At 71.3% G+C, this 22,856-nt stretch carries 20 protein-coding genes and 1 pseudogene; 8 read left to right on the top strand and 13 right to left on the bottom strand.

The window, feature by feature from the left end; all coding sequences use genetic code 11:
• Positions 1–55: 55 nt before the first annotated feature.
• A complete protein-coding gene (locus tag EAT51_RS06070; RefSeq protein ID WP_130515041.1) occupies positions 56–985 on the bottom strand; it encodes a DMT family transporter in 930 nt (309 codons plus the stop codon).
• 116 nt (positions 986–1,101) lie between these two features.
• Here EAT51_RS06070 and EAT51_RS06065 point away from each other — a divergent pair, with 116 nt between their 5' ends.
• Positions 1,102–1,581: an Lrp/AsnC family transcriptional regulator gene (locus EAT51_RS06065; protein WP_130515039.1), complete on the top strand. Its 480-nt coding sequence runs from the start codon at positions 1,102–1,104 to the stop codon at positions 1,579–1,581.
• Between the two features lie 107 nt (positions 1,582–1,688).
• Here the strand turns inward: EAT51_RS06065 and EAT51_RS06060 are convergent.
• The 4 genes and pseudogenes from EAT51_RS06060 to EAT51_RS06045 form a co-directional block, all read right to left on the bottom strand.
• Positions 1,689–2,950, bottom strand: a pseudogene (locus tag EAT51_RS06060) (RNA polymerase sigma factor).
• Between the two features lie 151 nt (positions 2,951–3,101).
• Complete coding sequence (locus EAT51_RS06055) at positions 3,102–3,458, bottom strand: DUF1428 domain-containing protein (RefSeq protein WP_130515037.1); 357 nt, start codon at positions 3,456–3,458, stop codon at positions 3,102–3,104.
• A 48-nt stretch (positions 3,459–3,506) separates the two neighbouring features.
• Positions 3,507–3,935, bottom strand: coding sequence for a VOC family protein (locus tag EAT51_RS06050; protein ID WP_130515035.1), 429 nt, complete (start codon positions 3,933–3,935; stop codon positions 3,507–3,509).
• Between the two features lie 24 nt (positions 3,936–3,959).
• Positions 3,960–4,379, bottom strand: coding sequence for a YciI family protein (locus EAT51_RS06045; protein WP_130515033.1), 420 nt, complete (start codon positions 4,377–4,379; stop codon positions 3,960–3,962).
• A gap of 185 nt (positions 4,380–4,564) precedes the next feature.
• On the opposite strand from EAT51_RS06045, the gene EAT51_RS06040 reads away from it, so the two are divergent.
• Together EAT51_RS06040 and EAT51_RS06035 are read left to right on the top strand one after the other, a co-directional pair.
• On the top strand, positions 4,565–4,969 hold the full coding sequence (locus tag EAT51_RS06040; RefSeq protein WP_130515031.1) for a YciI family protein: 405 nt from the start codon (positions 4,565–4,567) through the stop codon (positions 4,967–4,969).
• A 67-nt stretch (positions 4,970–5,036) separates the two neighbouring features.
• Entirely contained in the window at positions 5,037–5,348 is a 312-nt protein-coding gene (locus EAT51_RS06035) for a hypothetical protein (protein WP_130515029.1), read from the top strand.
• 14 nt (positions 5,349–5,362) lie between these two features.
• On the opposite strand, the gene EAT51_RS06030 is transcribed toward EAT51_RS06035, so the two are convergent.
• Both EAT51_RS06030 and EAT51_RS06025 read right to left on the bottom strand, forming a co-directional pair.
• Positions 5,363–6,784: a UdgX family uracil-DNA binding protein gene (locus EAT51_RS06030; RefSeq protein ID WP_130515027.1), complete on the bottom strand. Its 1,422-nt coding sequence runs from the start codon at positions 6,782–6,784 to the stop codon at positions 5,363–5,365.
• A gap of 503 nt (positions 6,785–7,287) precedes the next feature.
• Complete coding sequence (locus EAT51_RS06025) at positions 7,288–8,532, bottom strand: putative DNA modification/repair radical SAM protein (RefSeq protein ID WP_130515025.1); 1,245 nt, start codon at positions 8,530–8,532, stop codon at positions 7,288–7,290.
• Positions 8,533–8,674: 142 nt separating this feature from the next.
• On the opposite strand from EAT51_RS06025, the gene EAT51_RS06020 reads away from it, so the two are divergent.
• Positions 8,675–9,073, top strand: coding sequence for an XVIPCD domain-containing protein (locus EAT51_RS06020; RefSeq protein WP_130530413.1), 399 nt, complete (start codon positions 8,675–8,677; stop codon positions 9,071–9,073).
• 21 nt (positions 9,074–9,094) lie between these two features.
• Here EAT51_RS06020 and EAT51_RS06015 read toward each other — a convergent pair whose 3' ends face one another.
• From EAT51_RS06015 to EAT51_RS06000, 4 genes are all read right to left on the bottom strand, one after another.
• Positions 9,095–12,085 carry a bifunctional diguanylate cyclase/phosphodiesterase gene (locus EAT51_RS06015; RefSeq protein WP_130561409.1) on the bottom strand — a complete coding sequence of 997 codons (2,991 nt, stop codon included), beginning with the start codon at positions 12,083–12,085 and terminating at the stop codon, positions 9,095–9,097.
• 138 nt (positions 12,086–12,223) lie between these two features.
• Positions 12,224–13,147 carry an oxygenase MpaB family protein gene (locus EAT51_RS06010; protein WP_130523831.1) on the bottom strand — a complete coding sequence of 308 codons (924 nt, stop codon included), beginning with the start codon at positions 13,145–13,147 and terminating at the stop codon, positions 12,224–12,226.
• A 99-nt stretch (positions 13,148–13,246) separates the two neighbouring features.
• The gene (locus EAT51_RS06005) at positions 13,247–13,540 is read right to left on the bottom strand and encodes a hypothetical protein (protein WP_130515017.1); all 294 of its coding nucleotides are present in this window, start codon (positions 13,538–13,540) and stop codon (positions 13,247–13,249) included.
• A gap of 199 nt (positions 13,541–13,739) precedes the next feature.
• Positions 13,740–14,078, bottom strand: coding sequence for a hypothetical protein (locus EAT51_RS06000; RefSeq protein ID WP_130530405.1), 339 nt, complete (start codon positions 14,076–14,078; stop codon positions 13,740–13,742).
• Between the two features lie 211 nt (positions 14,079–14,289).
• Between EAT51_RS06000 and EAT51_RS05995 the strand changes: the two genes are divergently transcribed.
• From EAT51_RS05995 to EAT51_RS05985, 3 genes are all read left to right on the top strand, one after another.
• Complete coding sequence (locus EAT51_RS05995; RefSeq protein WP_130515013.1) at positions 14,290–14,868, top strand: hypothetical protein; 579 nt, start codon at positions 14,290–14,292, stop codon at positions 14,866–14,868.
• 173 nt (positions 14,869–15,041) lie between these two features.
• Positions 15,042–15,743, top strand: coding sequence for a glycosyltransferase (locus EAT51_RS05990; RefSeq protein WP_130561408.1), 702 nt, complete (start codon positions 15,042–15,044; stop codon positions 15,741–15,743).
• Positions 15,744–15,993: 250 nt separating this feature from the next.
• Positions 15,994–17,616 (top strand): EAL domain-containing protein, encoded by a 1,623-nt coding sequence (locus tag EAT51_RS05985; RefSeq protein ID WP_205965160.1) that lies wholly within the window; start codon positions 15,994–15,996, stop codon positions 17,614–17,616.
• 6 nt (positions 17,617–17,622) lie between these two features.
• Here the strand turns inward: EAT51_RS05985 and EAT51_RS05980 are convergent, their stop codons facing one another.
• Both EAT51_RS05980 and EAT51_RS05975 read right to left on the bottom strand, forming a co-directional pair.
• Entirely contained in the window at positions 17,623–18,381 is a 759-nt protein-coding gene (locus EAT51_RS05980) for an AAA family ATPase (protein ID WP_130561406.1), read from the bottom strand.
• 72 nt (positions 18,382–18,453) lie between these two features.
• The gene (locus EAT51_RS05975) at positions 18,454–19,461 is read right to left on the bottom strand and encodes a hypothetical protein (RefSeq protein WP_228257832.1); all 1,008 of its coding nucleotides are present in this window, start codon (positions 19,459–19,461) and stop codon (positions 18,454–18,456) included.
• A gap of 266 nt (positions 19,462–19,727) precedes the next feature.
• Here EAT51_RS05975 and EAT51_RS05970 point away from each other — a divergent pair, with 266 nt between their 5' ends.
• A complete protein-coding gene (locus EAT51_RS05970) occupies positions 19,728–22,814 on the top strand; it encodes a discoidin domain-containing protein (protein WP_228257838.1) in 3,087 nt (1,028 codons plus the stop codon).
• Positions 22,815–22,856 lie beyond the last annotated feature (42 nt).

Genomic DNA, 22,856 nt, shown 5'->3' with positions numbered 1-22,856 from the left:
GACGCGTGCGCGCTTGAACGCGCCGGCGTTGCCTCATCGTCGTGGCGAGCGATGGCTAGCGTTCGCTGGCGCCCGGCTCGCTTGGGGCCAGGTGCGCACTGCGCCGCCGCGGCAGCAGGCGCCAGCCGAAGTTCACCCCGGCCGCCGCCAGCAGGATCAGCAGCGCGCCGAGCACCTGCGTCCAGGCCAGCGACTGGCCGAACGCGATCCGGTCGACCGCGATCGCCACCACCGGATAGACGAACGACAGCGCGCCGGTCATCGCGACGGGCAGCTTCTGGATGGCGCCGTACAGCAGCACGTACATCACACCCGTGTTCACCACCCCGAGCACGACCAGATCGAGCCACTGGCGCGGGCTGGAAGGCAAGGCATCGAACTGCGCGAACGGTGCCAGCAAGACGATGCCGACGCCCAGCTGCAGTAGCGCGAGCAGGTGCGGCGGCGTGCCTTTCAGGTGCTTGGTGACGATCGAGGACACCGCGTAGAGGAACGCGGCACCGAGCGCCAGCGCGATTCCGTGCAGATACTCGCCGGGCACCGCGAGGACGGCCGGCGGCACGCGCACCACGCCCACCAGTCCGACGAACGCCAGCGCCAGCCACGCCAGGGTCGAGGCGCTGATGCGCTCGCGGAACACGATCGCGCCGAGGCCGACCAGCATGAACGGCTGCGTGTTGTAGACCGCGGTGGCCATCGAGATCGAGGCGCGCCCGTAGGCCGCGAACAGCAGCAGCCAGTTGCCCACGATCGCCAGCCCGCCGAACAGGACCAGCGCCAGCATCCGCGGCGAGAACGCCTTGCGCCGCAACAGGCCCAGCGCGGCGCAGACGATGATCAGGGTGGCCGCGCCGAACAGGCAGCGGAAGAACACCACATTGATCGGCGACTGCTGCGAGGACACGACCAGCCAACCGATCGTGCCGGACATGAGCATGGCCACGACCATCTCGGCCGCGCCACGGCGAATTTCGTTGGAGGCCATTGCCGGGAGTCCCTATCAAGCGTTGCGAACGGCTGAAATTTTAGGAACCCGGTCAGCTCGAATACATGCTAAAAATTACGCCAGAACTTGATTCTTCTTTCGGAAGAAAGGCCGTTATGGCAAAGCACCTTCCAACCCCCAGCGTCGCCACGCTGGACGCCATCGACCGCGCGATCCTCGCGGCACTGGCCCAGGACGCGCGCATGCCGAACAGCGAACTGGCCCGTCAGATCGGCCTGTCGGCGCCGGCCACCGCCGAGCGGGTACGCCGGCTGCAGCACCAGGGCGTGATCGCCGGGTTCGCGGTCGAACTCGATCCGCGCGCGCTGGGCTACACCTTGCAGGCGATCGTGCGGGTCAAGCCGCTACCGGGTCAGCTGCACCTGGTGGAGGAGCTGCTGCAGCGCATTCCCGAGTTCGTCGAATGCGACAAGGTGACGGGCGATGACTGCTTCATCTGCCGGCTCTACCTGCGCACGATCCAGCACCTGGACGGCATCTTGGCCAAGGTCACCGAGCGCGCGGAAACCAGTACCGCGATCGTGAAATCCACCCCCGTGCCGCGGCGGCTGCCGCCGCTGGTCGAAGCAGACTGAGCGAAAGAAGGAAGCCGCTTCGGCGAATCCCGACGCTCCGCACGCACCCGCTGTCGGATCCTGCGCCGCGCCGCGATCGATCCACCAAGGCCGCAACGGCCGCACGGTCAGGCCGAAGACGCACAGGCCGCGGCGCGGGCGCGCATCTGCTCTGCCTCGCGCGCGTTGCGGGTCAGTGCGGCGGCCTGCTCGAAGCAGGCGCGCGCCTCGTCGAGGCGGCCGAGCCGTTCGAGCAGATCGCCGCGCACCGCCGGCAGCGCGGGGTACTCGCGCAGCGCGGCCTCGTGGATGAGTGTGTCGGCCAGCGCCAGGCCGGCCTGCGCACCGGCGGCGCGGCCCAGGGCGACGGCGCGATTGAGCTCGATCACCGGCGACGGCGAGACCTGCGCCAAGCGCGCATACAGCGCGGCGATGCGCGGCCAGTCGGTGTCCTGGCTGCGCAGCGCGCGCGCATGGCAGGCCGCGATCGCCGCCTGCAGCGTGTATGGCGCGTCGGCGCCGCCCAGCCGCACGGCGCGCTCCAGCGCCTGCAGCCCGCGCGCGATCTGCAGCCGGTCCCAGCGCGCGCGGTCCTGCGCCTCCAGCAGCACCGGCGTGCCGTCCGCCAGAGCGCGCGCGGCGGTGCGCGAGGCCTGCAGTTCCATCAGCGCCAGTAGGCCGAAGACCTCCGGCGCACGCGGCATCAGCCCGGCCAGCATCCGCCCCAGGCGCAGCGCCTCGGTGCACAGCGCCGGCCGCATCCAGTCCTCCCCCGCACTGGCCGAATAGCCCTCGTTGAAGATCAGGTAGAGCACGTCCAGCACCGCGTCCACACGCTCGGGCAGGTCTTCGCGCGCCGGCGCCTCGAAGGCCACCTGCTGCGCGGCCAGCGTGCGCTTGGCGCGCACGATGCGCTGGGCCACCGTCGGCTCGGGCTGCAGGAAGGCGCGTGCGATCTCGGCGGTGCTCAGCCCGCCCAGCAGGCGCAGGGTCAACACCACGCGCGAGTCGGCCGGCAGCACCGGATGGCAGGCGATGAACATCAGGCGCAGCAGGTCGTCGCCGATGGCGTCGTCCAGCTGCGCGGTGCTGTCAGGCCCCGCCACGACCTGGCCCTCCAGTTCAAAGCGATGTCGGCGTGCTTGCGCCGGTGCAGCTGCCGCTGGCGCAGACGGTCGATGGCGCGGCGCTTGGCGGTGGCCATCCACCAGGCCGCCGGGTTGTCCGGCAGGCCTTCGCGCGGCCAGTGCTCGAGCGCGGCGACCAGCGCGTCCTGCGCCAGTTCCTCGGCCTGGTCGATATCGCGCAGCATGCGCGTCAGCACCGCCAGCACCTTGGGGGCTTCCATGCGCCACAGCGTGTCGATGGTGCGGTGGAGGTCGGCGGCCATGGTCGGCGATCAGACCACCGGCCAGCGGCGTGCGCAACCGCGCCGGCGCGGTGCATGCGCCGACCTGGCGCGACGCGGCGCGCATCGGTGCAGGGACGCGCCGCGGCGCTCCCCTACGCGTCCCGACCATGCCCGCGACGCCGCCACGCGCCTAGCGCTGCACGAGCGTCTTGAACCCGCCCCAGAACATGCGCTTGCCGTCGAAGGGCAGATTCTCCGGCCCCCACCGCTTGAGGCGTGGATCGTCCATCGCGCGCTTGTTGACCTGATCGCGATGCGCGCGCGATCTGAACACGATATAGGCGAACACCACGACCTCGTCCGGCTTGAGCCTGACCGCCTGCGGGAACGAGGTGTGCTTGCCGGGTTTGACGTCGTCGGCAATGCATTCGACGTACTGCAGCGCGCCATGGTCCATCCAGACCTTGCTGCCCATCCGCGCCATCGCGCGGTAGGCGGCCAGCCTGGCGGTGGGAACGGGAACCACGAAACCATCGACATAGGCCATGTCGGTCTCCTTCGCATTGGACTGGGACGTATCGGGTTGGAACCGGGCTCAGACCTCACAGCCCGGTGCAGGGACGACCACGTTGAGCATCCACGGCGTGCCGAAGCGGTCGGTGAGCATGGCAAAGCCCGGCGACCAGAAGGTCGGCGCCAGCGGCAGCTGGATCTGCGCGCCCTCGGCCAGGGCCGCGTACAGGCGTTCGGCCTGGGCCACATCGTCCAGCTGCAGGCTCACGGTCATGCCGTGCGGCGGCGTGTAGTCCTGCGGCGGGCAGGCGTCGGAAGCCATCAGCGTGACGCCGCCGGCGATCACCATCGCGTGCATCACCGCCTCGTCGGGCATGCCGGGCATCCTGGCGTCCGGCGGCGCCTCGCCGACGGTGGCCATCGCCACCACCGCGCCACCCAGGGTCTGGGCATAGAAGCGCATCGCATCGCGGCAGTTGCCGTTGAAGAACAGGTACGGGGCTACGTTCATGGGCTTGCTCCTTGGGAGGGGGAATCAGGACTGTCCGGCGGTGCGTTCGCGCAGCCGGGCTTCCTGCTCGCGCAGTTCCGGCGTCATGGCCTGGCCGAAGTCCTCCATCTCGAACAGCGGACGCACCTCGACCTCGGCCCCGCCGTCGAACGGCGCGCGCTTGAGCCACTCGATGGCCTCGTCCAGCGAGCGCACCTGCCACAGCCAGAAGCCGGCGATCAGCTCGCCACTGGCCGCGAACGGGCCGTCGATCACCTCGCGCGCCTTGCCGTCGAACCGCACCCGCGCGCCGCGGCTGGACGGATGCAGGCCCTCGCCGGCCAGCATGATCCCGGCGTTGACCAGCTCCTCGTTGTAGCGGCCCATGGCGGCGAGCAGCTCGGTGGAGGGCATGACCCCGCCCTCCGAATCCGCATCGGCCTTGACGATCACCATCACTTTCATCGCATCGCTCCTCTTGGTGGATACGCAGGCCGCAAGGCCCACGCTGTGATGGAACGACGCACCAGCGCGTGCCGGATCGACATCGCGGCGCGAAAAGAATTCGCGATTACCGCCAGGCCAGCGCTGCGGACGCGACCGGCGCACCTGCGGCATCATGCGCGCACGCCCTCGCCCAGGAGCCTGACATGCAGTTCCTCATGCTGATCCACGTCGATCCCGCGCTGATGCAGGCCATGCCGCAGGCCGAGTTCGACCGCCTGATGCGCGGCTGCTTCGAACACGCCGACGCGCTGCAGCGGCAGGGCGTGCTGCTGGCCTCGCAGCAGCTGGAGGGCGCACAGACCGCGCGTTCGCTGCGCGTGCGCGGCGGCCAGACGCGCGTGACCGACGGGCCCTTCGCCGAGACCAAGGAGCTGCTGGCCGGCTTCAACCTGATCGAGGCGCCGGACATGGCGGCGGCCGAGGCGATCGCGCGGAAGTTCCCCTGGGCCGCCTACGGCTGCATCGAGCTGCGCCCGGTGCGCGACATGAACCGGGTACGCGAGCAGGTGGGCGCCGCGCCCGGCGCGCTGGAGCTGGCCCGCGCTTGACGGCTGCTTCACCGCCGCCGCTCCTAAAGTGCGATGTCGTCCGACATCGACGCCAAAGGAGGGCCGCATGTCCGTCTCCACGCCACCGACCGAGCCGGGCGCGCGCGCCATCGTGGTGGATATCCAGCACGAGCTGCGCTGGTGGCGCGAGCACTACCAGCAGACCGGGCGCGGCGGCTTCGCCCAGGCCGAGCCGACGCTGAAGTTCGCCTACGACAGCTATCTGCTGCACCCGCACGAGCGCCTGCACGCGCTGTGGCCGGACATCCATCGGCGCTACGCACTGCTGCCCGCGCACGAACAGCTCGGCCGCGCCCAGGCCGAACGGATCATCGCCGAGGTCTGGCAGCACATCCACGGCGACGCCCCGGCCGCCTAGCGCCGCGCCAGCGCTTACGCGGCTTCCAGCAGCGGGCGAAGCTGGGCCAGATCGCCGCGCAACACGTCCAGTGCCTGCGCGCGCGCGTCGGCGTCGGGCTGACGCAGCACCCAGGACGGATGCACGGTGGCCAGCGCACGCGCGCCGTCGGCCATGACGCGCCACTGGCCGCGCTGGGCCATCAGCTGGAAGTCGCCGCCCAGCACCGCGCGTGCGGCGTTCGCGCCCAGGCAGACGATCGCCTGCGGATCCAGGCGTGCGAGCTCCTGCTGCAGCCAGGGGCGGCAGGCGGCCACCTGCGATGAGGTCGGGTTGCGGTGCAGGCGGCGCTTGCCGCGCTGTTCGAACCGGAAATGTTTGACGGCATTGGTCAGATACAGCGCGCCGCGGTCGATGCCCAGCTCGGCCAGGACGCGATCGAGCAGCCTGCCGGCCGGGCCGACGAAGGGCCGGCCGCTGAGGTCCTCTTCGTCGCCGGGCTGCTCGCCAACCAGCACGATGCGCGCATCGGGCGGGCCCTCGCCGAACACGGTGCGCGTGGCCGGCTGCCACAGTTCGCAGCGGCGGCACGCGGCGGCGGCGGCGCGCACCGCGTCCAGCGAGTCGTCGGCACGCAGGACCGGTTCGGGTGCGGCCTCGGGAATGCGACGGCGCGGCGCCTCGGGCATGCGCTCGGCCATCTCGCGCACGCGCGCGCCGGCGGACTGCAGCAGTTCGGGCAGCAGCGCGGCCTCGGGCAGATGCTTCCAGTACTTCTGCGGCATCTCCGAACGCATCATGGTCGGGTTGAGCCGTGCGGGGTTGAAGATGTTGGCGTAGTAGGTGCGCCACAGCGCCTCGCGCGCATCGTCGGCAGGGGCATCGGCGCGCACGCCGCCGGGGCCGAAGGCCAGGGCATCGCCGTCCCAGTGCGCGCTGCGGTACGGGGTGAGGATCGCCCAGCGCATGCCGGCGAAGCGCCGCGCGAAGAACGGGGCGACGCGGTCGACGATGTGATGCTCGGGCTCGAACCAGGCCACGAAGGCGTTGGCCTCTCCGGGCACTTCGCGGAAGCGCACGAAGGCCTTCATCTTGTGGCTGTCGCGCCGCACCGCCTTGGCCAGCACGCCGGCGCGATGCACGTCCGCGTCGGTCGCATGCGCGAGCAGGCCGCGCTCGCCCTGTCCCATCCGCCACAGCAGGCGGTACAGCAGCCCATGCCGATGCGGATCGCGATGGCAGAGCACGGCGCCGGCCAGCGCCAGGAAGTCGGAGGAGACCCGCGGCGCTTCGCGCTGGGCCGGCAGGGTGGTCACTTCGGGCGTCGCCAGCAGGCCGCCCTGGGCGCCGCCTTCCCAATCCACCTGGTCCGGGGTCACGTTCGCGCACCAAGCCGCTCGGGCTGCTATGCGCCAGGCCTCGAGGCTCCATGCTGGCTCCACGCGTGCGCTGAACATCTCAGCCTATCCGCTGAGCAGCACTGCTGCTGCCTTGGGGCAAGGCACGTGCTTTGCGCGAGGAATCTCTTGCGCTCACGCTGATCTGGGCGAAGGGATCCACGCGCGGATGCATCAGCGTGGGTGCATCTCCCGCACGCGGGGTGGCGGGGCGTGCGCGTTCGGGCTTCGGAGGGGCAGCGATCCGGCGGGCCGTGGCCGCTTTTCCCTCGATCAGGGCATCCTGCCCTGACTCGGGCGCTCGGCGTCCTGCCGCGCTAGGCGCGGCCACGGCCCGCCGGCCCGCTGCCGCGCGCGTCGAGCTCTTCGACTTCGTGTTGGAAGAAGTCCTGATCCATTCGCTGTGCGGTCTCGACCGGGTCGGGCGCTGCGGGGCGCACGTCACGATGGTGTGCGGTAGCGAGTCCACCGGAGATGGCGGACCGAGCCGAGGCGCGGCGCCCCGTCGAGTCGAAGTGGATGGGCAAAGCGCGCTCACTGACCCAGCACTCCAGCGCAGGCCCTCAAAACAGCCCCATCTGCCGCGGCTTCGGCGCCAGCATGCCGCGCAGCTTCGCCGTGTCGTCCAGCGCCGCGCGCGGATGGTGGTCCAGCACCTGCACGAAGGGCAGCAGCTTCTTCATCGGCAGGCGCAGCCGGGTCAGGTCTTCCACTCGCAGCCGGCGGAAGCGCCGCGAGGCGATGATCCGCTCGACATTGCGCGTGCCCAGGCCGGGCACGCGCAGCAGCAGTTCGCGCGGCGCGGTGTTCACATCCACCGGGAAGCGCTCGGGGTGGCGCAGGGCCCAGGCCAGCTTGGGATCGATGTCCAGGTCGAGCATGCCGCTGGCGGCGTCGGTCGGCGCGATCTCGTCCACCGAGAAGTTGTAGAAGCGCAGCAGCCAGTCGGCCTGGTAAAGCCGATGCTCGCGCTGCAGCGGCGGCGGCTGCAGCGGCAGCTTGCTGGACGCGTCGGGGATCGGGCTGAAGGCCGAGTAGTACACGCGCCGCAGCCGGTAGTTGCCGTAGAGGTTGGTGCTGGTCTGCAGGATGGCGCGATCGTCCGCGCCATCGGCGCCGACGATCATCTGCGTGCTCTGCCCGGCCGGGGCGAAGCGCGGCGGCTTGGCGCGCAGTTTCTTTTCCTCGCGGCGCTGCTCCTTGTTCTCCTCGATCCGCCAGCGCAGCTCGCCCATCGCGGCCCGGATGCCGCCGGGCTTCTTCTCCGGCGCCAGCTGCGCCAGGCCGCCTTCCGTAGGCAGCTCGACATTGATGCTGAGCCGGTCCGCATAGCGCCCGGCCGCGGCCAGCAGCTCCGGCGCGGCATCGGGGATGGTCTTCAGATGGATATAGCCGGCGAACTTGTGGTCCTGGCGCAGGCTGCGCGCCACCTCCACCAGCTGCTCCATCGTGTAGTCGCTGTTGCGGATGATGCCGCTGGAGAGGAACAGCCCCTCGATGTAGTTGCGCTTGTAGAAATCCAGCGTCAGCCGCACCACCTCGTCCGGCGTGAAGCGCGCCCGGCGCACGTTGCTGGTGACGCGATTGACGCAGTAGGCGCAGTCGAACACGCAAAAGTTGGTCAGCAGAATCTTCAGCAGCGACACGCAGCGCCCGTCGGGCGTGTAGGAGTGGCAGATGCCCATGCCCTCGGTGCTGCCGATGCCACCGGTGCCCAGCGAATGGCGCTTGTCCGCGCCCGAGGAGGCGCAGGAGGCGTCGTATTTGGCCGCATCGGCCAGGATCGCGAGTTTCTCGGTGACGTTCACACCAGGCAGCCTGCCGCAGGCGGGTCTCAATCCGTGAGACGCAAGCGCAGTGGCAACTGAACACGCCCAGCGTGCCCGCCTCGACGCATGCGGCGCACAGGACCTAGCATGCCCGCCGTCCGTTTCCCCCGAGGCGCCCGCCATGAACACGCCGCATCCCGCCCCCGCCGCCAGCCCGGAAGCCCTATCCCAGCAGGCAGAAGCCGGCGTGCGGCGCCTGGAAGCCGACCTGGGCCGGCCCTTCGACGCCAACAGCGAGCGCCTGAGCGCCAGCCTGGCGGTGCTGGCCAGCGAGCAGGGACTGAGCCGTATCGATCACGTCGTGCTGTCCGAGCGCAATGCGCAGGTCGGCCAGGGCGAGCTGGTCTTCGTCGTCCAGGGCGCGCTGGGCGATCCGGCCCAGCTGCGGGCGCACATGCGCACCGAGCAGGCCGTGGCGATCCCCGCCGCGCAATCGCGCGAGCGCCTGCGCCAGCTGCACGAGCAGCATCAGCTGGCCACGCCCGTCCAGACACCCCCCGATCCGCAGCTGTCGCGCTGATCGCGCGCCCTTCGCAGGCGTTCAGCCCAGCGCGACGCCCTGCACGCGCTGCAGGGCCAGCTCCAGCGGCTGTGCGCGGCCCAGCAGGAAACCCTGCACCTGCTCGCAGCCGTGGCGCCGCAGCCATTCCAGTTCCTCGGGCCGCTCCACGCCTTCGGCGATCATCTCCAGCCCCAGGCTGTGGCCGAGCATCAGCAGGGACTTGCAGATGCTGGCGTTGCGCGGATCGCGGTCGACGTCGCGCACGAAGGTGCGGTCGAGCTTGATCGAACTCAGCGGCAGGTGGCGCAGGTAGGACATCGAGGAGAAGCCGGTGCCGAAGTCGTCCAGCGAGATGCACACGCCCGCATCGCGCAGGCGCTGCATCGCCGCCATGCCCTGCTCGGGGCGGTGCATCATCACGCTCTCGGTCAGCTCCATGTGCAGCGCGTGCGGCGAGATGCCGGCCAGCGCGCAGGCCTGTTCCAGTTCGGACGGCAGATCGGCCTGCAGCACCTGCAGGGTGGACACGTTGACCGCCACCGGCAGGTCGTCGCAGCCCTGGCGCTGCAGCCAGGCCTGGGCCTGGGCGGCGCGGCGCAGGATCCAGTTGCCCAGCGGCACGATCAGGCCGATGTCCTCGCACAGCGGGATGAAGTCGGCCGGCGCGATCTGGGTACCGTCGCGCTGCGGCCAGCGCACCAGCGCCTCCAGCGCGGCCACGCTGCCGTCGACGGTGCGCACGATCGGCTGGAAATGCAGGTCGAACTCGCCGTGCTCCAGCGCCGTGCGCAGGCGCGCGGCCATGCGCAGGCGTTCGCTGTAGCGCCGCGCCAGCGCGCCGTCGTAGCGGGAGATCTCGAACGCCGAGGAATCCAGCGCGTGCGCGGCCAGCGCGGCGTTGTCGATGATGTTCTCCGCGCGCAGGCCGCCGCCCTCGTCGCCGGCCAGGCCGAAGCGCGCCTCCAGGCGCTGCATCGAGCCGTCGCCGTCGCCGACCGGCTCGCGCACGGCCTCGATCGCCGCCTCGATCGCGGCCTGCAGGCGCTCGGCATGCAGCACCGCCAGCACGAAGTCCTCGTCGGGCTGGTGCGCGGCCAGGCCGAACTGCTGGGCCCACAGCTGCAGGCGCGCGGCCAGCGTGCGCAGCACGTCGTCGGCGGTCTGCCGGCCCAGCGCGTCGCGGATCGGCTGCAGCCCGCGCAGCTGCAGGTACAGCACCTGATAACCGGGATGCTGGCCCTGGTCCAGGCGGTCGCTGAGCGTCTGCACGTTGATCAGGCCGGTGGTCTGGTCGTGGCGCGCGCGGTAGGCCAGCTCCTTCTCGTACTCCAGGCGCTCGGAGATGTCCTCGGACAGCACCAGCTTGGCCTCGTGGCCGCCGAAGCGGATGTCGCTGACGTACACGCGCGCCTGCAGGGTCGAGCCGTCCTTGCGCCGGTGCTGGGACACGTGCGCGTCCTCGAATCCCGCGGCCACCCCCTGCACCACGCCACTGCCGCCGGGCAGCCCGGCCGGGCAGATGTCCGACAGGTGCATGGTCAGGAACTCCTCGCGGCCGAAGCCGTACTGCAGCGTCGCCGCCCGGTTGACCTCGAGGAAGCGCCGGGTGCGCGCGTCGTGCACCCAGAACGGCAGCGGGTTGCGGTCGAAGATCAGGCGGAACTGGCGCTCGGCATCGCTCAGGCGCGACTGCGCCTCCATGCGTTCGCTGATGTCCACCAGCGTGCCGGTCATGCGCAGGTGACCGCCCGCGCCGGCGACCACGCCGCCGCGCGCCACGGCCCAGCGCTCCGCGCCGTCCCGGCTGACCAGGCGGAACTCGCAGGAAAAGGCGCCGCGGCTGCGCCAGGCGCTGACGAAGCGGCGCGCCAGCATGCGCCGGTCGCGCACGTGCACGTGCCGGATGAAGGCCCACAGCGAAGGCGGCTCGGCCTGGCCCAGGCCGAACATCTGGCTGACGTCGGCGCCCCAGACCACCTGCCGCCCGCCCTGCTCCATCGCCCAGGCGCCCACCTTGCCGGTGTGCTGGGCCAGGTGCAGGTGCTCGGAATTGCGCTGCAGCTGTTCGAGCATGTGGCGCTGGTCGCGGTCGGCGCGCCGCACCACGCGCAGCAGCACCGCCAGCATCGCCCAGTACAGGACGTAGAGCAGCGAGGCGATGGCGACGAAGCGATGCCAGGGCAGCAGCACCTGCTGGGTCGAGAGCCCCGCCCAGATCTGCAGGGGATAGCCGGGCAGCGCACGCGCGGCCACCACCCGGCGCAGGCCGTCCACCTCGCTGACGCGCTGGGTGACGGCGACCTGCGGCGCCAGCTCGCCAGGCTGCGGCACGGCGATGCGCGTGCCGATGCCCTCGCGCGAGGGCTTGCCGCCCAGGCTGCGCACCAGCAGCTGGTCGTTGGGGCCGACCACGCCGAGTGCGCCGTCGCGGCCGGAGTCCAGGCCGTCGATCAGAGCCTGCAGTGCGCGGGTATCCAGCCGCGCCAGCAACCAGCGCGGTCCGCCCTCGCCCTGGACGGTCATCGGCAGGGCCAGCGGCAGCACCGGGCGGCCGTCTTCCAGCCACTGCAGCGGCCCCAGCTGCAGGCGGTCCGAGGGGCCTGCGGTCGCACCGGCCTTCCACTGCGGGAAGCTGGGATCGCCGCGGCCGGGCGTCAGCGCGCGGCCCTGCGCATCGACCATGACGACGCTTTCCAGCTCGTGATGCCGCGAGGCCACACCTTCAATGAGTTGCCCGATCAGCCCGGGCGCCCGGTCCGGCGCGGAGGCCAGCAGCGCGGTGGCGTCGGCGGCGATGCCGCGCATGGCGCGCTCGAGGTTGCGCAGCTCCAGGCCGATCGCGCGTTCGACGCCAACGACCAGGGCCTGGCTCTGGCGCTCGGCGGCCTGCAGGCGGTTCTGGCGATCGCTGATCACCCACCAGCCCAGCCCGATCCCCAGCGCCGCGCCCAGCAGCAGGCCAAACCCGAGCACCGTGCGGGTCTGCACGACCGACTTGACCGGCGATGGGCCTGGAACCGAACGATCCATGTGCACCCGCTGTTGGACGGAGGTCCTGCCACCCCGGGACGGTCATGGGGCCAGCCGCGCCCCCCGAACCCGCGCGGCGACTCGCCCGAAGCATACGCTGCGGCTCCGCCCGCCGACAGCCCGCGCCACAGGACCGGCTCAGGCCCCCGCAGGCCAGCGCCGCATGTCCGCCACGGGCACGTCCATGCGCGCGCAGGCATGGGCGCAGGCGCCGTCCGGCAGGGCGATGCGGAACAGCGGTGCCATGCCGCGCAGGCTGGCGGCAGCCGCCGCCGACTGTGCGTGCCGGGCAGTGTCGAATTCGAGCAGCGTCCGTGCCCAGTCCGGCAGCAGCGCCGCGCCCGCGCCGAGGAACACCGCCCGCGACAGCCCGGCCACCGGCACCGGCAGGCGGACCTGTGCCAGCACGTCCATCACCTCGCGCGAGCGCGCATCGAAGCGCAACTGCGGCCGCATCGCCGCGAAGTAGGCCTCCACCTGCGCCTGCGAGGCCGGCACCTCGCGGGCGCCCAGCGCCTGCGCCACGCGCCGGCCCTCGTCGAAGTAGCGATCCGCCATCTCCGGCGGCACCGGCCGGCAGTAACGCCGATAGCCCTGCAGGAAGCCGTGCGCCTCGGTGACGTGGACCCAGGTCAGCAGGTCGGGATCGTCGGCGGCATAGGGCGTGCCGTCGGCCAGCGTGCCGCGCACGTGCGCATGGATCCCCCGCACCCGGGCGATCAGCCGCTGCGCCTCGGCGGTCGAGGCATAGCTGGTGCCGGCCACGAAGGCCGTGGTGCGGCGCAGGCGGCCGACCAGGTCCTGGCGGAAGTTGGAATGCTCGTAGACCCCGGCCAGCGCGCGCGGGTGCAGCGCCTGCAGCATCAGCGCGGCCAGCCCGCCGGCCAGCATGCCGGGGAAATCGCCATGGATGCGCCAGGTCACGCTGTCCGGCCCGAACAGCCCCGGATCGCCGTGCGGCAGGTCATAGTCGATCCCCGACTGGCCGCGCGGGAAGGCGCCGAGCACCCAGCGTCGCACCGGCGCGGCGGCGGGGGCGATGAGCGTGCGGAGCAGCGACATGCGCCCATCCTACCGGCGGCCGCGCACGGCCTTCGTGGAGGCGCAAACGAAGAAGGCGCCCCACGGGCGCCTTCCTCCAGGTCCACCATCAGGCCGGCTTCAGCGCGTGATGCGCTGCCAGACCTCGGCGTAGATCGCCCGCGCCTCTTCCAGGCTCAGGCCGCGCGAACGCACCGCCTGGGAGTTGGCATAGAGCGCCGAACCGGTGTCCTGGTCGGTATGCGGGTGATTGAGATAGACGTCGTAGGCGCTGGACAGCGCCGGCCAGTACAGCTCGAAGGAGCGGTGCTGCGAGGCACGCGGCATGTTGACGTAGTGCTGGCGCCAGTAATCGCGTTCCCGGTCGATATCGATCAGGACGGCGCGTCCGTGTTCTGCTTGCTGGGGGTGCATGCGGCGTGTCCTTGGCTCGGAAGAATGGCCTCGAACAACAGGGTTGCAGCCCACTTGTAAGTGTTAGGTCGAAGTGACGATGAAATTCTCGTTAAACCGCGAGAACACCATTGCAGGCGTCACAGTTCAGAATTGAGATGATTCATAAAATCGCGTTTTGACGCTCGTGAGGCGTAACGCAGGTTTCTCAACGCCGGGCTCAGGCGTGCGCGGGCATCGGATATTGCAGGCGCGTGGTCGCCCGCTGGATGCGATCCATCACCCGGGCGAAGATCCGCCCCGCCAGGCTGGGCTCCAGGCCATGGTCGATCGCCTCGGGCGAGTTGGCGAACAGGACGGCGCCGACTTCCCGCCCCGCGTTGGGATGGTGCAGGTAGACGTGATAGGCCCGGATCAGCAGCGGCCAGCACGCCTCGAAGCCCAGTCCGGCCTGCCGGCACGGCAGCTCGCTGTAATGGCGTTTCCAGAAGTCGCGCTCTCGATCGATGTTGACGATGATGCACGCCGCGTCGTCGCGGCGGCCCGGTTCGCTGGCCATGGGGGGCATCCGTGGGGGTGGAGGCGGGTTCGACTTTCGGATGGCCCGGCTTAGGCATGCGTGAAGAATGTCGCAACGCAACATTCACGGCGCTGGCTCCCCGGTTCATCTTCTACCTTCGTCTCACGGAAACTTCGCGGCGCACCGGCCTATGCTGCGCACAAAGGTGGCGGCGCCGGGCCGGCCACCTGTTCAAGGCGAGGATCGAACCATGAGCCAACTCTTCAAGGGCCTGAACCTGCTGCTGGCGGACAACGAGCTGCACCGCAAGCCGCTGGAGGAACAGGCCGCGCACTGGCTGAGCAAGACCGACCGCGGCATCGAACACGAGATTCATCTGCTGGACATCGCCAAGGGCCAATGGCTGGCCGGTTCGGTGATCGTGTGGCTGGGCGCGTCGCTGACCGCGCTTGCGATCATCGCCGACAACCTATGGGAACACAGCTACAACCCCAGCTTTCCCAAGATCATCCTGGTGCTGCTGATCTGGGTCGCGATGCTGTTCGTGCTCTGGCTGATCGCGCAGGTCTTCGACCAGAAGGCGGGTCTGTCGCGCTGGGTCAACGCGTTCTCCAGCCGCGAGCCGGTGAGCAACGAAAGCGATTCGGTCGAGCAGGTGCAGGAGGCGCTGGAACTGGCGCGCACCTATCCCGAGGTGCTGGCCTACAAGCAGCGCGTGATCGCGCGCCGACCGCTGCGCCACGAGGACATCCGCATCATGCGCGAGATGGGTCGACAGCACCGCCACGCCGACCTGGCGCGGGAGCTGGTCGCGCTCGGCAACGACTGAAAGCATCCAGGTGCCCGGCGACAAGCCGGGCACCTTCGTTTGGGCGGTCCGTTGCGCGCGATGGCGCATGGCACGGACACGCCAAGCGGAGGCCAACGGCCATACCGCGACGGCGCCCTGCCGCACCCGATGCGGTCACCTCCTTCTGACATCCGCGCGTGACAGCATGGGCCATGCTGTCCTGCATCCTGCCCGCCCACGACGAAGCCGCACTGCTGCCGGGCACGCTGGCCTGTCTGCAGCGTGCGATCGCCGCGTGCGGCGTGGCGGCGGAGATCGTGGTGGTCGACGATGGTTCCACCGATGCGACCGCCGCGCTGGCGCTGGCGGCTGGCGTGCGCGTGCTGTCGATCCAGGCGCGCCATATCGCCGCGGCACGCAATGCCGGCGCGGCCGCCGCTCGCGGCGATCGCCTGTGCTTCATCGATGCCGACACGCACGTCGACGCCGAGGCGCTGCGCGCGGCGCTGGCGGCGCTCGATGGCGGCGCCGTCGGCGGGGGCGCACGGGTGCGCCTGCAGCGCCCCGTGGCCTGGCATGCGCGTCTGGGCGAAGCGGTCTTCGGCACGCTGCTGCGCTGGGCGCGGATCGCGCCGGGCTGCTTCCTGTTCTGCACGCGCGCGGCCTTCGAGGCCAGCGGCGGCTTCGATGCGCGTTTGTTCGCCGGTGAGGACGTGGCCATGAGCCGCGCGCTGGCCCGGCAGGGACGCTTCGTGCTGCTGCGCCAGACGGTGTGGACCTCGGCGCGCAAGCTGCAGACCTTCAGCGCGTGGGAACACCTGCGCCTGGCGCTGGCCCTGGCGCGCCATGGCCGCGGGCTCCTGCACAGCCGCGACCGGCTGGCGTTCTGGTACGGCCCGCGACGGCGCGGATAGCGCGCGTGGCCGCCACGTGTCGGTGCGTGGCAGCGGCCGACATGAAGCGTGCAGACGCCGGCTTTAGGGATCGCGCGCCGGCGTCCGACAGCGCGGCGCAAGGCGTTCGCCGCGTCGGCTCCCTCTGCGCAATGGCACGTGCCGCCATCGCGGCCGTTCGCGAATCTGCACGAATTGGCCACGGCTGATCGGAAGCGTGCGCGAGGTCCGGCGTACGAGCGAACCGAGCGGTTAGAGTTCGCTCCGGGGAATGAACACGGTACATGGAGCGCACGGGGCGATGGGGCGGGCGAGGATCATCGTCGCGGCGACGGGACTGGCGCTGTTGGGCATCGCCGTGCCGATCATCGCCACCCTGGCGATGTCCTGGCATCTGGCCGTGCGCAACGAACAGCAGCGTCTGGACCAGTTCGCCGCGCTGGCGCTGGAGCGCGCGCAGAGCACGATGGACGAGGCGACACAGGTGCTGCACACCATGCAGCGCAGCCGCCTGGTGCCATGTTCGGATGCGCATATCGCGCAGATGCGGCGGGCGGCGATGGACTCGGCCGCGGTCAAGGAAGTCGGCTTCTTCCAGGGCGGTCTGCTGCGCTGCACGTCGTGGGGGCCGACCAAGGTGCGCGTGCCCGACGACCTGCCCGCCGATGCGGTCGGCCCGGACGGGCTGCGCCTGTACGCGCGCGTGCTGCCGCAGATCAGCGGCGGGCGGCAGATGCTGGTCCTGCATCAGCACAACTACAACGTCCTGATCGACCCGGCGCGCTTCTCCGATCTGGTGCTGGAACCGGATATCGGCTTGCTGGTGCGCAATGCCCAGGGCGTGGTGCTGAGCGAGCGCAACCTCAGCGATGAGGCGCTGTCGCGCGCCATGCGCCAGCGCCGGGACAACGGAAGCGACGCGGCGCATCTGTTCTCGGTGAAGCGGCGCGATGGCTGGATGGTGGTGGTCAGCGCGCCCACGGCACGCGCCGCCGCCGGGCTGCCGCGCCAGCAGGGCATGCTGCTGCCGATCGGCCTGCTCATCGCCGCGGTGGCCGTGGCGATGGTGATCCTGGGCTTCAAGCGCAGGCTCTCGCCCACCGGCGCGCTGACCCGCGCGGTGCAGCGGCAGGAGTTCGTCGCGCACTACCAGCCGATCGTGCGGCTGGCGGACGCGGCCATCGTCGGTGCCGAGGCGCTGGTGCGCTGGCGCCAGCCCGACGGCACGCTGATACGTCCCGACCAGTTCATCCCGCTGGCCGAGCAGACCGGGCTGATCGACGCGATCACCGACCAGGTGCTGGCCGCGATCGTGTGCGATCTGGGGCCGCTGCTGGCCACCCACCCCTGTCTGCATGTGAGCCTCAACCTCAGCGCCGCGGACATGCGCAGCGGCCGGCTGCTGGCGGTGCTGGCGCGGGCGCTGGAAGGCAGCGGCATCGCCCCGCGCCAGCTCTGGCTGGAAGCCACCGAGCGCGGCTTCGTGGACATCGCCGCGGCCCGCCGCACCATCGAGCAGGCGCGCCTGGCGGGCCACCGCGTGGCGATCGACGACTTCGGTACCGGCTACTCCAGCCTGCAATACCTGCAAGGGCTGCCGCTGGACGCGCTGAAGATCGACAAGACCTTCATCGATGCCATCGGCACCGGCGCGGCCACCTCGGCGGTGACCGGGCACATCATCGACATGGCCCGCGAGCTGGGCCTGGCCTGTGTGGCCGAGGGCATCGAGACGACCGCGCAGGCCGACTTCCTGCGCGCGCAGGGCGTGGGCTATGGCCAGGGCTGGCTGTTCGGCAAGGCGGTGCCGGCGATGACCTTCATCGAGCTGTACCTGACCCAGCAGGCGGCGCGCGCGGCCGCCGCGGCGCGGGAGAACGAGGCGGGGCACTGAGCGGCTTCAGGACTCCTCGGCGTCGCCGAGCAGGTAGTGCAGCTGGCGTTCGGGGTTTTCCAGGAACGCGCGCGTGACCAGGTAATGCTCGGTCTCGCGATAACTGACGCGCTGCAGGCCCTGCGGACCGATCTGCACGATCTGCGCATCCGGATAGGCCATCAGGATCGGCGAATGCGTGGCGATGATGAACTGCGCGTTGCGCCGGACCAGCGCATGGATGCGGGCCAGCAGGGCCATCTGCCGGGTGGGCGAGAGCGCGGCCTCCGGCTCGTCCAGTACATAGAGCCCGTTGCCCCTGAAGCGATGCTCGACCAGCGACATGAAGGACTCGCCATGGGACTGGGCATGCAGCGACTCCCCGCCGTATGCCCTGACGACGTCATCACCCAGCGTGTCGATGTTGCTGGCGACGTTGTAGAAGCTCTCGGCGCGCAGGAAGAAGCCGTCCCTGGCCCGCCTCCCGCTGCGCCCCAGGCGCAGGTAGTCGTGCAGCGCCGAATGCGAGGCGACCGTGCTGAAGTTGAAGTTCCTGGTGCCGCCCTCGGCGTTGAAGCCCCACGCCACCGCGATCGCCTCCAGCAGCGTGGACTTGCCGCTGCCGTTCTCGCCGACGAGGAAGGTCACCGCGGGGTGGAAGACCAGGCGTTCCTCGGCCAGGCCGCGGATGCCGGGCAGGCTGAAGGGATAGCGGTCCATCGGCGGATCCTTCTCGCGCTTGAGCGCGACATCCAGCAGATAGTGCGTGGCATCCCAGGAGGGCATGGGCGATCCTTCGAGGCGGAGACTCCGCCTGCAAGCAAGACCCGATCGCCTGCGCGAACGCACGCGCCGCGATCAGCCGGCCTTGCCACACCCCGACAGCTGCTTGTCGGCGTACCACAGCGCGCGGCGCGACAGGTCGTAGGCCGCGTCGATGGCCTGCGGCAGCTGGTACTGGGCGCGGGCCGGGTCGGCGCCGTGGGCCAGCGCGTTCTCGCTGCGTTCCAGCGCCTGCAGGTTGCTGCGCACGTCGGCCAGCCACTTGTCCTTGCGCGGGTCGTGACACATCAGCGCGCGGCCCTGCAGGGCGTCGAGCTGGGCGCGGATGGCCTTGGTCGCCTCACCGGTGGGCTGCGGCGCCTTCTCGAACGCGATCGGCGCGGCCTTGTAGGCATCCCCAGTGGCCTCGCTGCCGAGGTCGTCGCGGTTCTGCGCCAGCGCGGGATTGAAGTGCGTGTCCGGCGGCGGCCGGGCGGTGGGCGAGCTGCGCCCGCTCTTGAACATGTCGGCGATGGCGCGGTTGACCTTCTGCGCGGCGATGTCGCCCAGCGTGCCCTTGGACACCCAGTCCTTCTCGAACCGCGTTTCGTTGTACTGCACCGGATTGGGACGCTCCATCAGCGCCTTGGTCTTGGCCGCGTCGCGGGCGTTGGCCAGGCCCGGCGGGCTGCCCTGCGGCGGGCCCGGCTCGGCGGCGAGGCCGGGCGGGAGCTTGGCCCGCCCGTCGCGGTCGTACACCGCACGGGCGACCTGGCCCTGATCGGTAGGCGCGGTGACCCGGGGCGTAGCCAGCGGCGGCGGAATGGTGGCCGGCGGGCGCTGGTGGGCGGCGACCGACGGCGGTGGGCGTGAGGGCGCGGCCGGCGCCGCGGCACGTGGCGGTGCGGCGACCGGTGCGGCCGGGCGTGCGGGCGCGGCCGCCTGCGGCCGGGCGATGAACTCCAGCCGCAGCCGCTGCTCCTGGCTGCGCGCCGGGGCCAGTCGTGCCATCGGCGCCTGCAGCAGGACCAGGGCGATCATGACCATGATCGCCAGGCTCAGGAGCGCCGCGGGGACGCGCAGGCGCGACTCGTCCCATTCCATGTGTGCTACTGCCGCCAAGTGTCCCCGCCATTGCGCAAATCAAGCGCGGCATTGTGCGCAAGCGTCCGCACCGAATTGATGGCATTGCGTTACGCACCTTCACGGCGTGCGCCCGGCATTCAGCAAGGCCATGGCGCTGTGATGTTGCAGTGCCGCTCGCCAGGTCCGTCGGGCCCTGCCAGCATCGCCGCATGAGAACGGTTACAGCGAGTGCGACCATGGGGATGCGCGGGCGGACGGGCACGGCGCTGCGCCGGGGCGTGCTGATGGGCTGGCTGTGCATCGCCCTGCCGGCGATGGCCGCCGACGGACTGCCGCCGCGCAGCCAGTGGAAGGCCAGCAGCTCGGCCACCGAGGCCCCTGCCCTGGCCTCGGCGCATGCCTTCGACGGCGACCCGGCCACGCGCTGGGGCGGGCCGTTCTCGCCCGGCCACTGGCTACAGCTGGACCTGGGCGCGGCCGCCGACCTCGGCGGGGTGCGCATCCAGTGGGACGTCAGCCACGCCAACGCCTATCAGCTGCAGGCCTCGGACGATGGCCAGGCCTGGCGCACCATCTACGCCACCACCGACAGCCCGGGCCGCACCGAGTACGTGCTGTTCCCGGCGGTGCGCACGCGCTACCTGCGCTTGGCCGCGCCGGCGCGCACGGCGGACTGGGGCGTGGGCATCTTCGAATTCCAGCCGCTCACCGTGGCGCAGGCGCCGCGCATCGCCGGCCTGGCCGGCACGGGCGACCCGGCGGCCCTGTGGAGCCGCAGCCCGGCCCGCGCGCTGGGCCGTCAGCAGGGTGGCTACGGGCTGGAAGTGCGCTTCCCGCAGCCGCAGGAGGTGGCCGGTCTGCAGGTCGACTGGGGCACGACCCCGGCCAGCGTGGCGCTGGAAGGCCGCGATGCCTCGGGCCGCTGGACGCCGCTGGCGCAGGAGCCGCACGCCTTCGGCGCGTCCTCCTACCTGGCCGGCGATGCGCCGCGCACCGTCAGCGCGCTGCGCCTGCTCGCCCGCGCCGGCACCGCGCCCAGCGTGTCCCGCGTGCGCGTGCTCGGCCCCCAGGCGGTGATGACGCCGATGAAGCGCTACCAGCTGGCCGCCACCGGGCCGGAGGCGGCGCTGTTCCCCTCCTCGCTGCAGATGAAGCAGGTGTACTGGACGGTGGTGGGCGTGCCGGCCGGGCGGCAGAAGGCGGTGTTCGACGAGTACGGCAACCTGGAGGCGTTCAAGGGCGCGCCGCTGGTGCAGCCGGTCTGGCGCGATGCCGGCGGCAGGGCGGCCGCGGCCACGGTGGACACGCCGGTCCGCCACGCCCTGCGCGAGGGCTGGATGCCGATGCCGCAGGCGCAGTGGACCGCGCAGCCAGGCCTGGAGCTCACCAGCCAGGCCATCGCCCTGGAGCACGATGGCGCGCCGGTGGTGCTGGTGCGCCATCGCCTGCGCAATACCGGCACCACCGCGGTGGACGGCACGCTCTCGCTGCTGACCCGGCCGCTGCAGGTCAGCCCGCCCTGGCAGAACGGCGGCCTGTCGCCGATCCGCGACATCGCCGTCGAGACCGGCCGGGCCAGCGCCGGCGTGCGCGTCAACGGACGGCTGCTGTTCCAGAGCGCGAGCGCGCCCGACCTGCACGGTGTGGCCGCGTTCGGCGCCCATGGCGAAGACGAGATCACCCGCTTCGCCGCGGCCGGCATCGCGCCGCAGGCGCAGCAGGCCAGCGACCCGCAGGGGCTGGCCGCCGGCCTGCTCGGCTGGCGCGTGCACCTGGCGCCGGGCGCGCAGCGCGACATCGTGCTGGCCTTCGCGCTGGGCGACGAGGTGATCGACGCCAAGGCGGTCGAGGCCGCGCACTGGCCGGCCGCACCGGCGCTGGACGTGCAGGCCCTGCTGGGCGACGGCGATGCCGGCGCCCGCTTCGACGCCCTGGCCGATGCGCAGGCCGCGCAGTGGCAGCAGCGGCTGGGCCGGATCGGCCTGTCCCTGCCCGATCCCTCGCTGGTGGACATGCTGCGCGCGCAGGCCGCGTACATGCTGCTCAACCAGAGCGGCCCGGCGATGCAGCCGGGCCCGCGCAACTACAACCGCTCCTTCATCCGCGATGGCTCGGCCACCGCCGCGGTGCTGCTGCGCATGGGCATGGCCGACACCGCGCGCGACTACCTGCACTGGTACAGCACCCACGCGGTGCACGACAACGGCCTGGTCTCGCCGATCCTCAACGACGACGGCAGCGTCAACACCGGCTTCGGCTCGGACCTGGAGTACGACGCCCAGGGCCAGTACCTGTGGCTGGTGGCCGAGGTCGCGCGCCTGGACGGCGGCGCGCAGACCGTGCGCGCGTACCAGCCGCAGGTGAAGCGCGCGCTGCAGTTCCTGCAGGCGCTGCGCGAGCGCACGCTGGTGCCGGGCTATCAGGCCGATCGTCCGGCGCCGGAGCGCTTCGCCGGCATCCTCGCGCCGTCGATCAGCCACGAGGGCTATTCGGTGCCCACGCACAGCTACTGGGACGACTACTGGGCGCTGCGCGGCTGGCACGACGGCGCCTGGCTGGCCGAACAATGGGGCGACACCGCCACGGCGCAGTGGGCGCGCGCGCAGTACACGCTGCTGCGCGATGCACTGGCCGCCTCGATCCGCGCCACCATGCGCTGGAAGGGCATCGACACGATTCCCGCCGATGCCGACCAGGGCGGCTCCGACCCGACCAGCGTGTCGATCGCGCTCGATCCCACCGGCGCGCAGGACGTGCTGCCGGCCGACGCGCTGGAACGCACCTTCGATGCCTACCTGGCGCAGGTGCGCCAGCGCGACGCGCCCGATGCGCTCTACGCCTACACCCCTTACGAGATGCGCAATGTGCTGACCTTCGTCCACCTGGACCGGCCGGCCGATGCGCAGTTCATGCTCGAGCACGTGGTGCGCGACCGCCGGCCGACGGCGTGGCAGGAGCTGGCCGAGGTCGTGTACTCGGACAAGCGCCACGCCATCTATCTGGGCGACATGCCGCACACCTGGATCGGCGCCGAGTACGCGCGCAGCGTGTTCGGCATGCTGATGTTCGAAGGCGACCGCGCGCTGTCGCTGCTGCCCGGCACGCCGCCGTCCTGGGTCGCCGGCCCCGGCCTGAAGGTCGACGGCCTGCCCACCGCCTACGGCACGCTGGCCATGCAGGCCCGGCAGGAGGGCCAGCGGCTGACGATCACGCTGGGCAAGGGGCTCAGGGCCGACAGCGCGCTCAAGGTCTACTGGCCCAACCGCCAGCGGCCGCGCAGCGTCACCGTCGATGGTCGGGCCGTGCGCGAGTTCGATGCGCAGGGCGTCGCGCTGACGCGGCCGTTCTCCACGCTGGTGGCGCAGTGGTGAGGCCGGCGCCGGCGTCCCCTCCGCCGGCGCTCCTGCCCGAGG

This window comes from Pseudoxanthomonas winnipegensis (assembly GCF_004283755.1).
GTDB lineage: Bacteria > Pseudomonadota > Gammaproteobacteria > Xanthomonadales > Xanthomonadaceae > Pseudoxanthomonas_A > Pseudoxanthomonas_A winnipegensis.
Note: the sequence above shows the minus strand (reverse complement) of the source record. Positions and strands in the feature narration are given on the sequence as shown.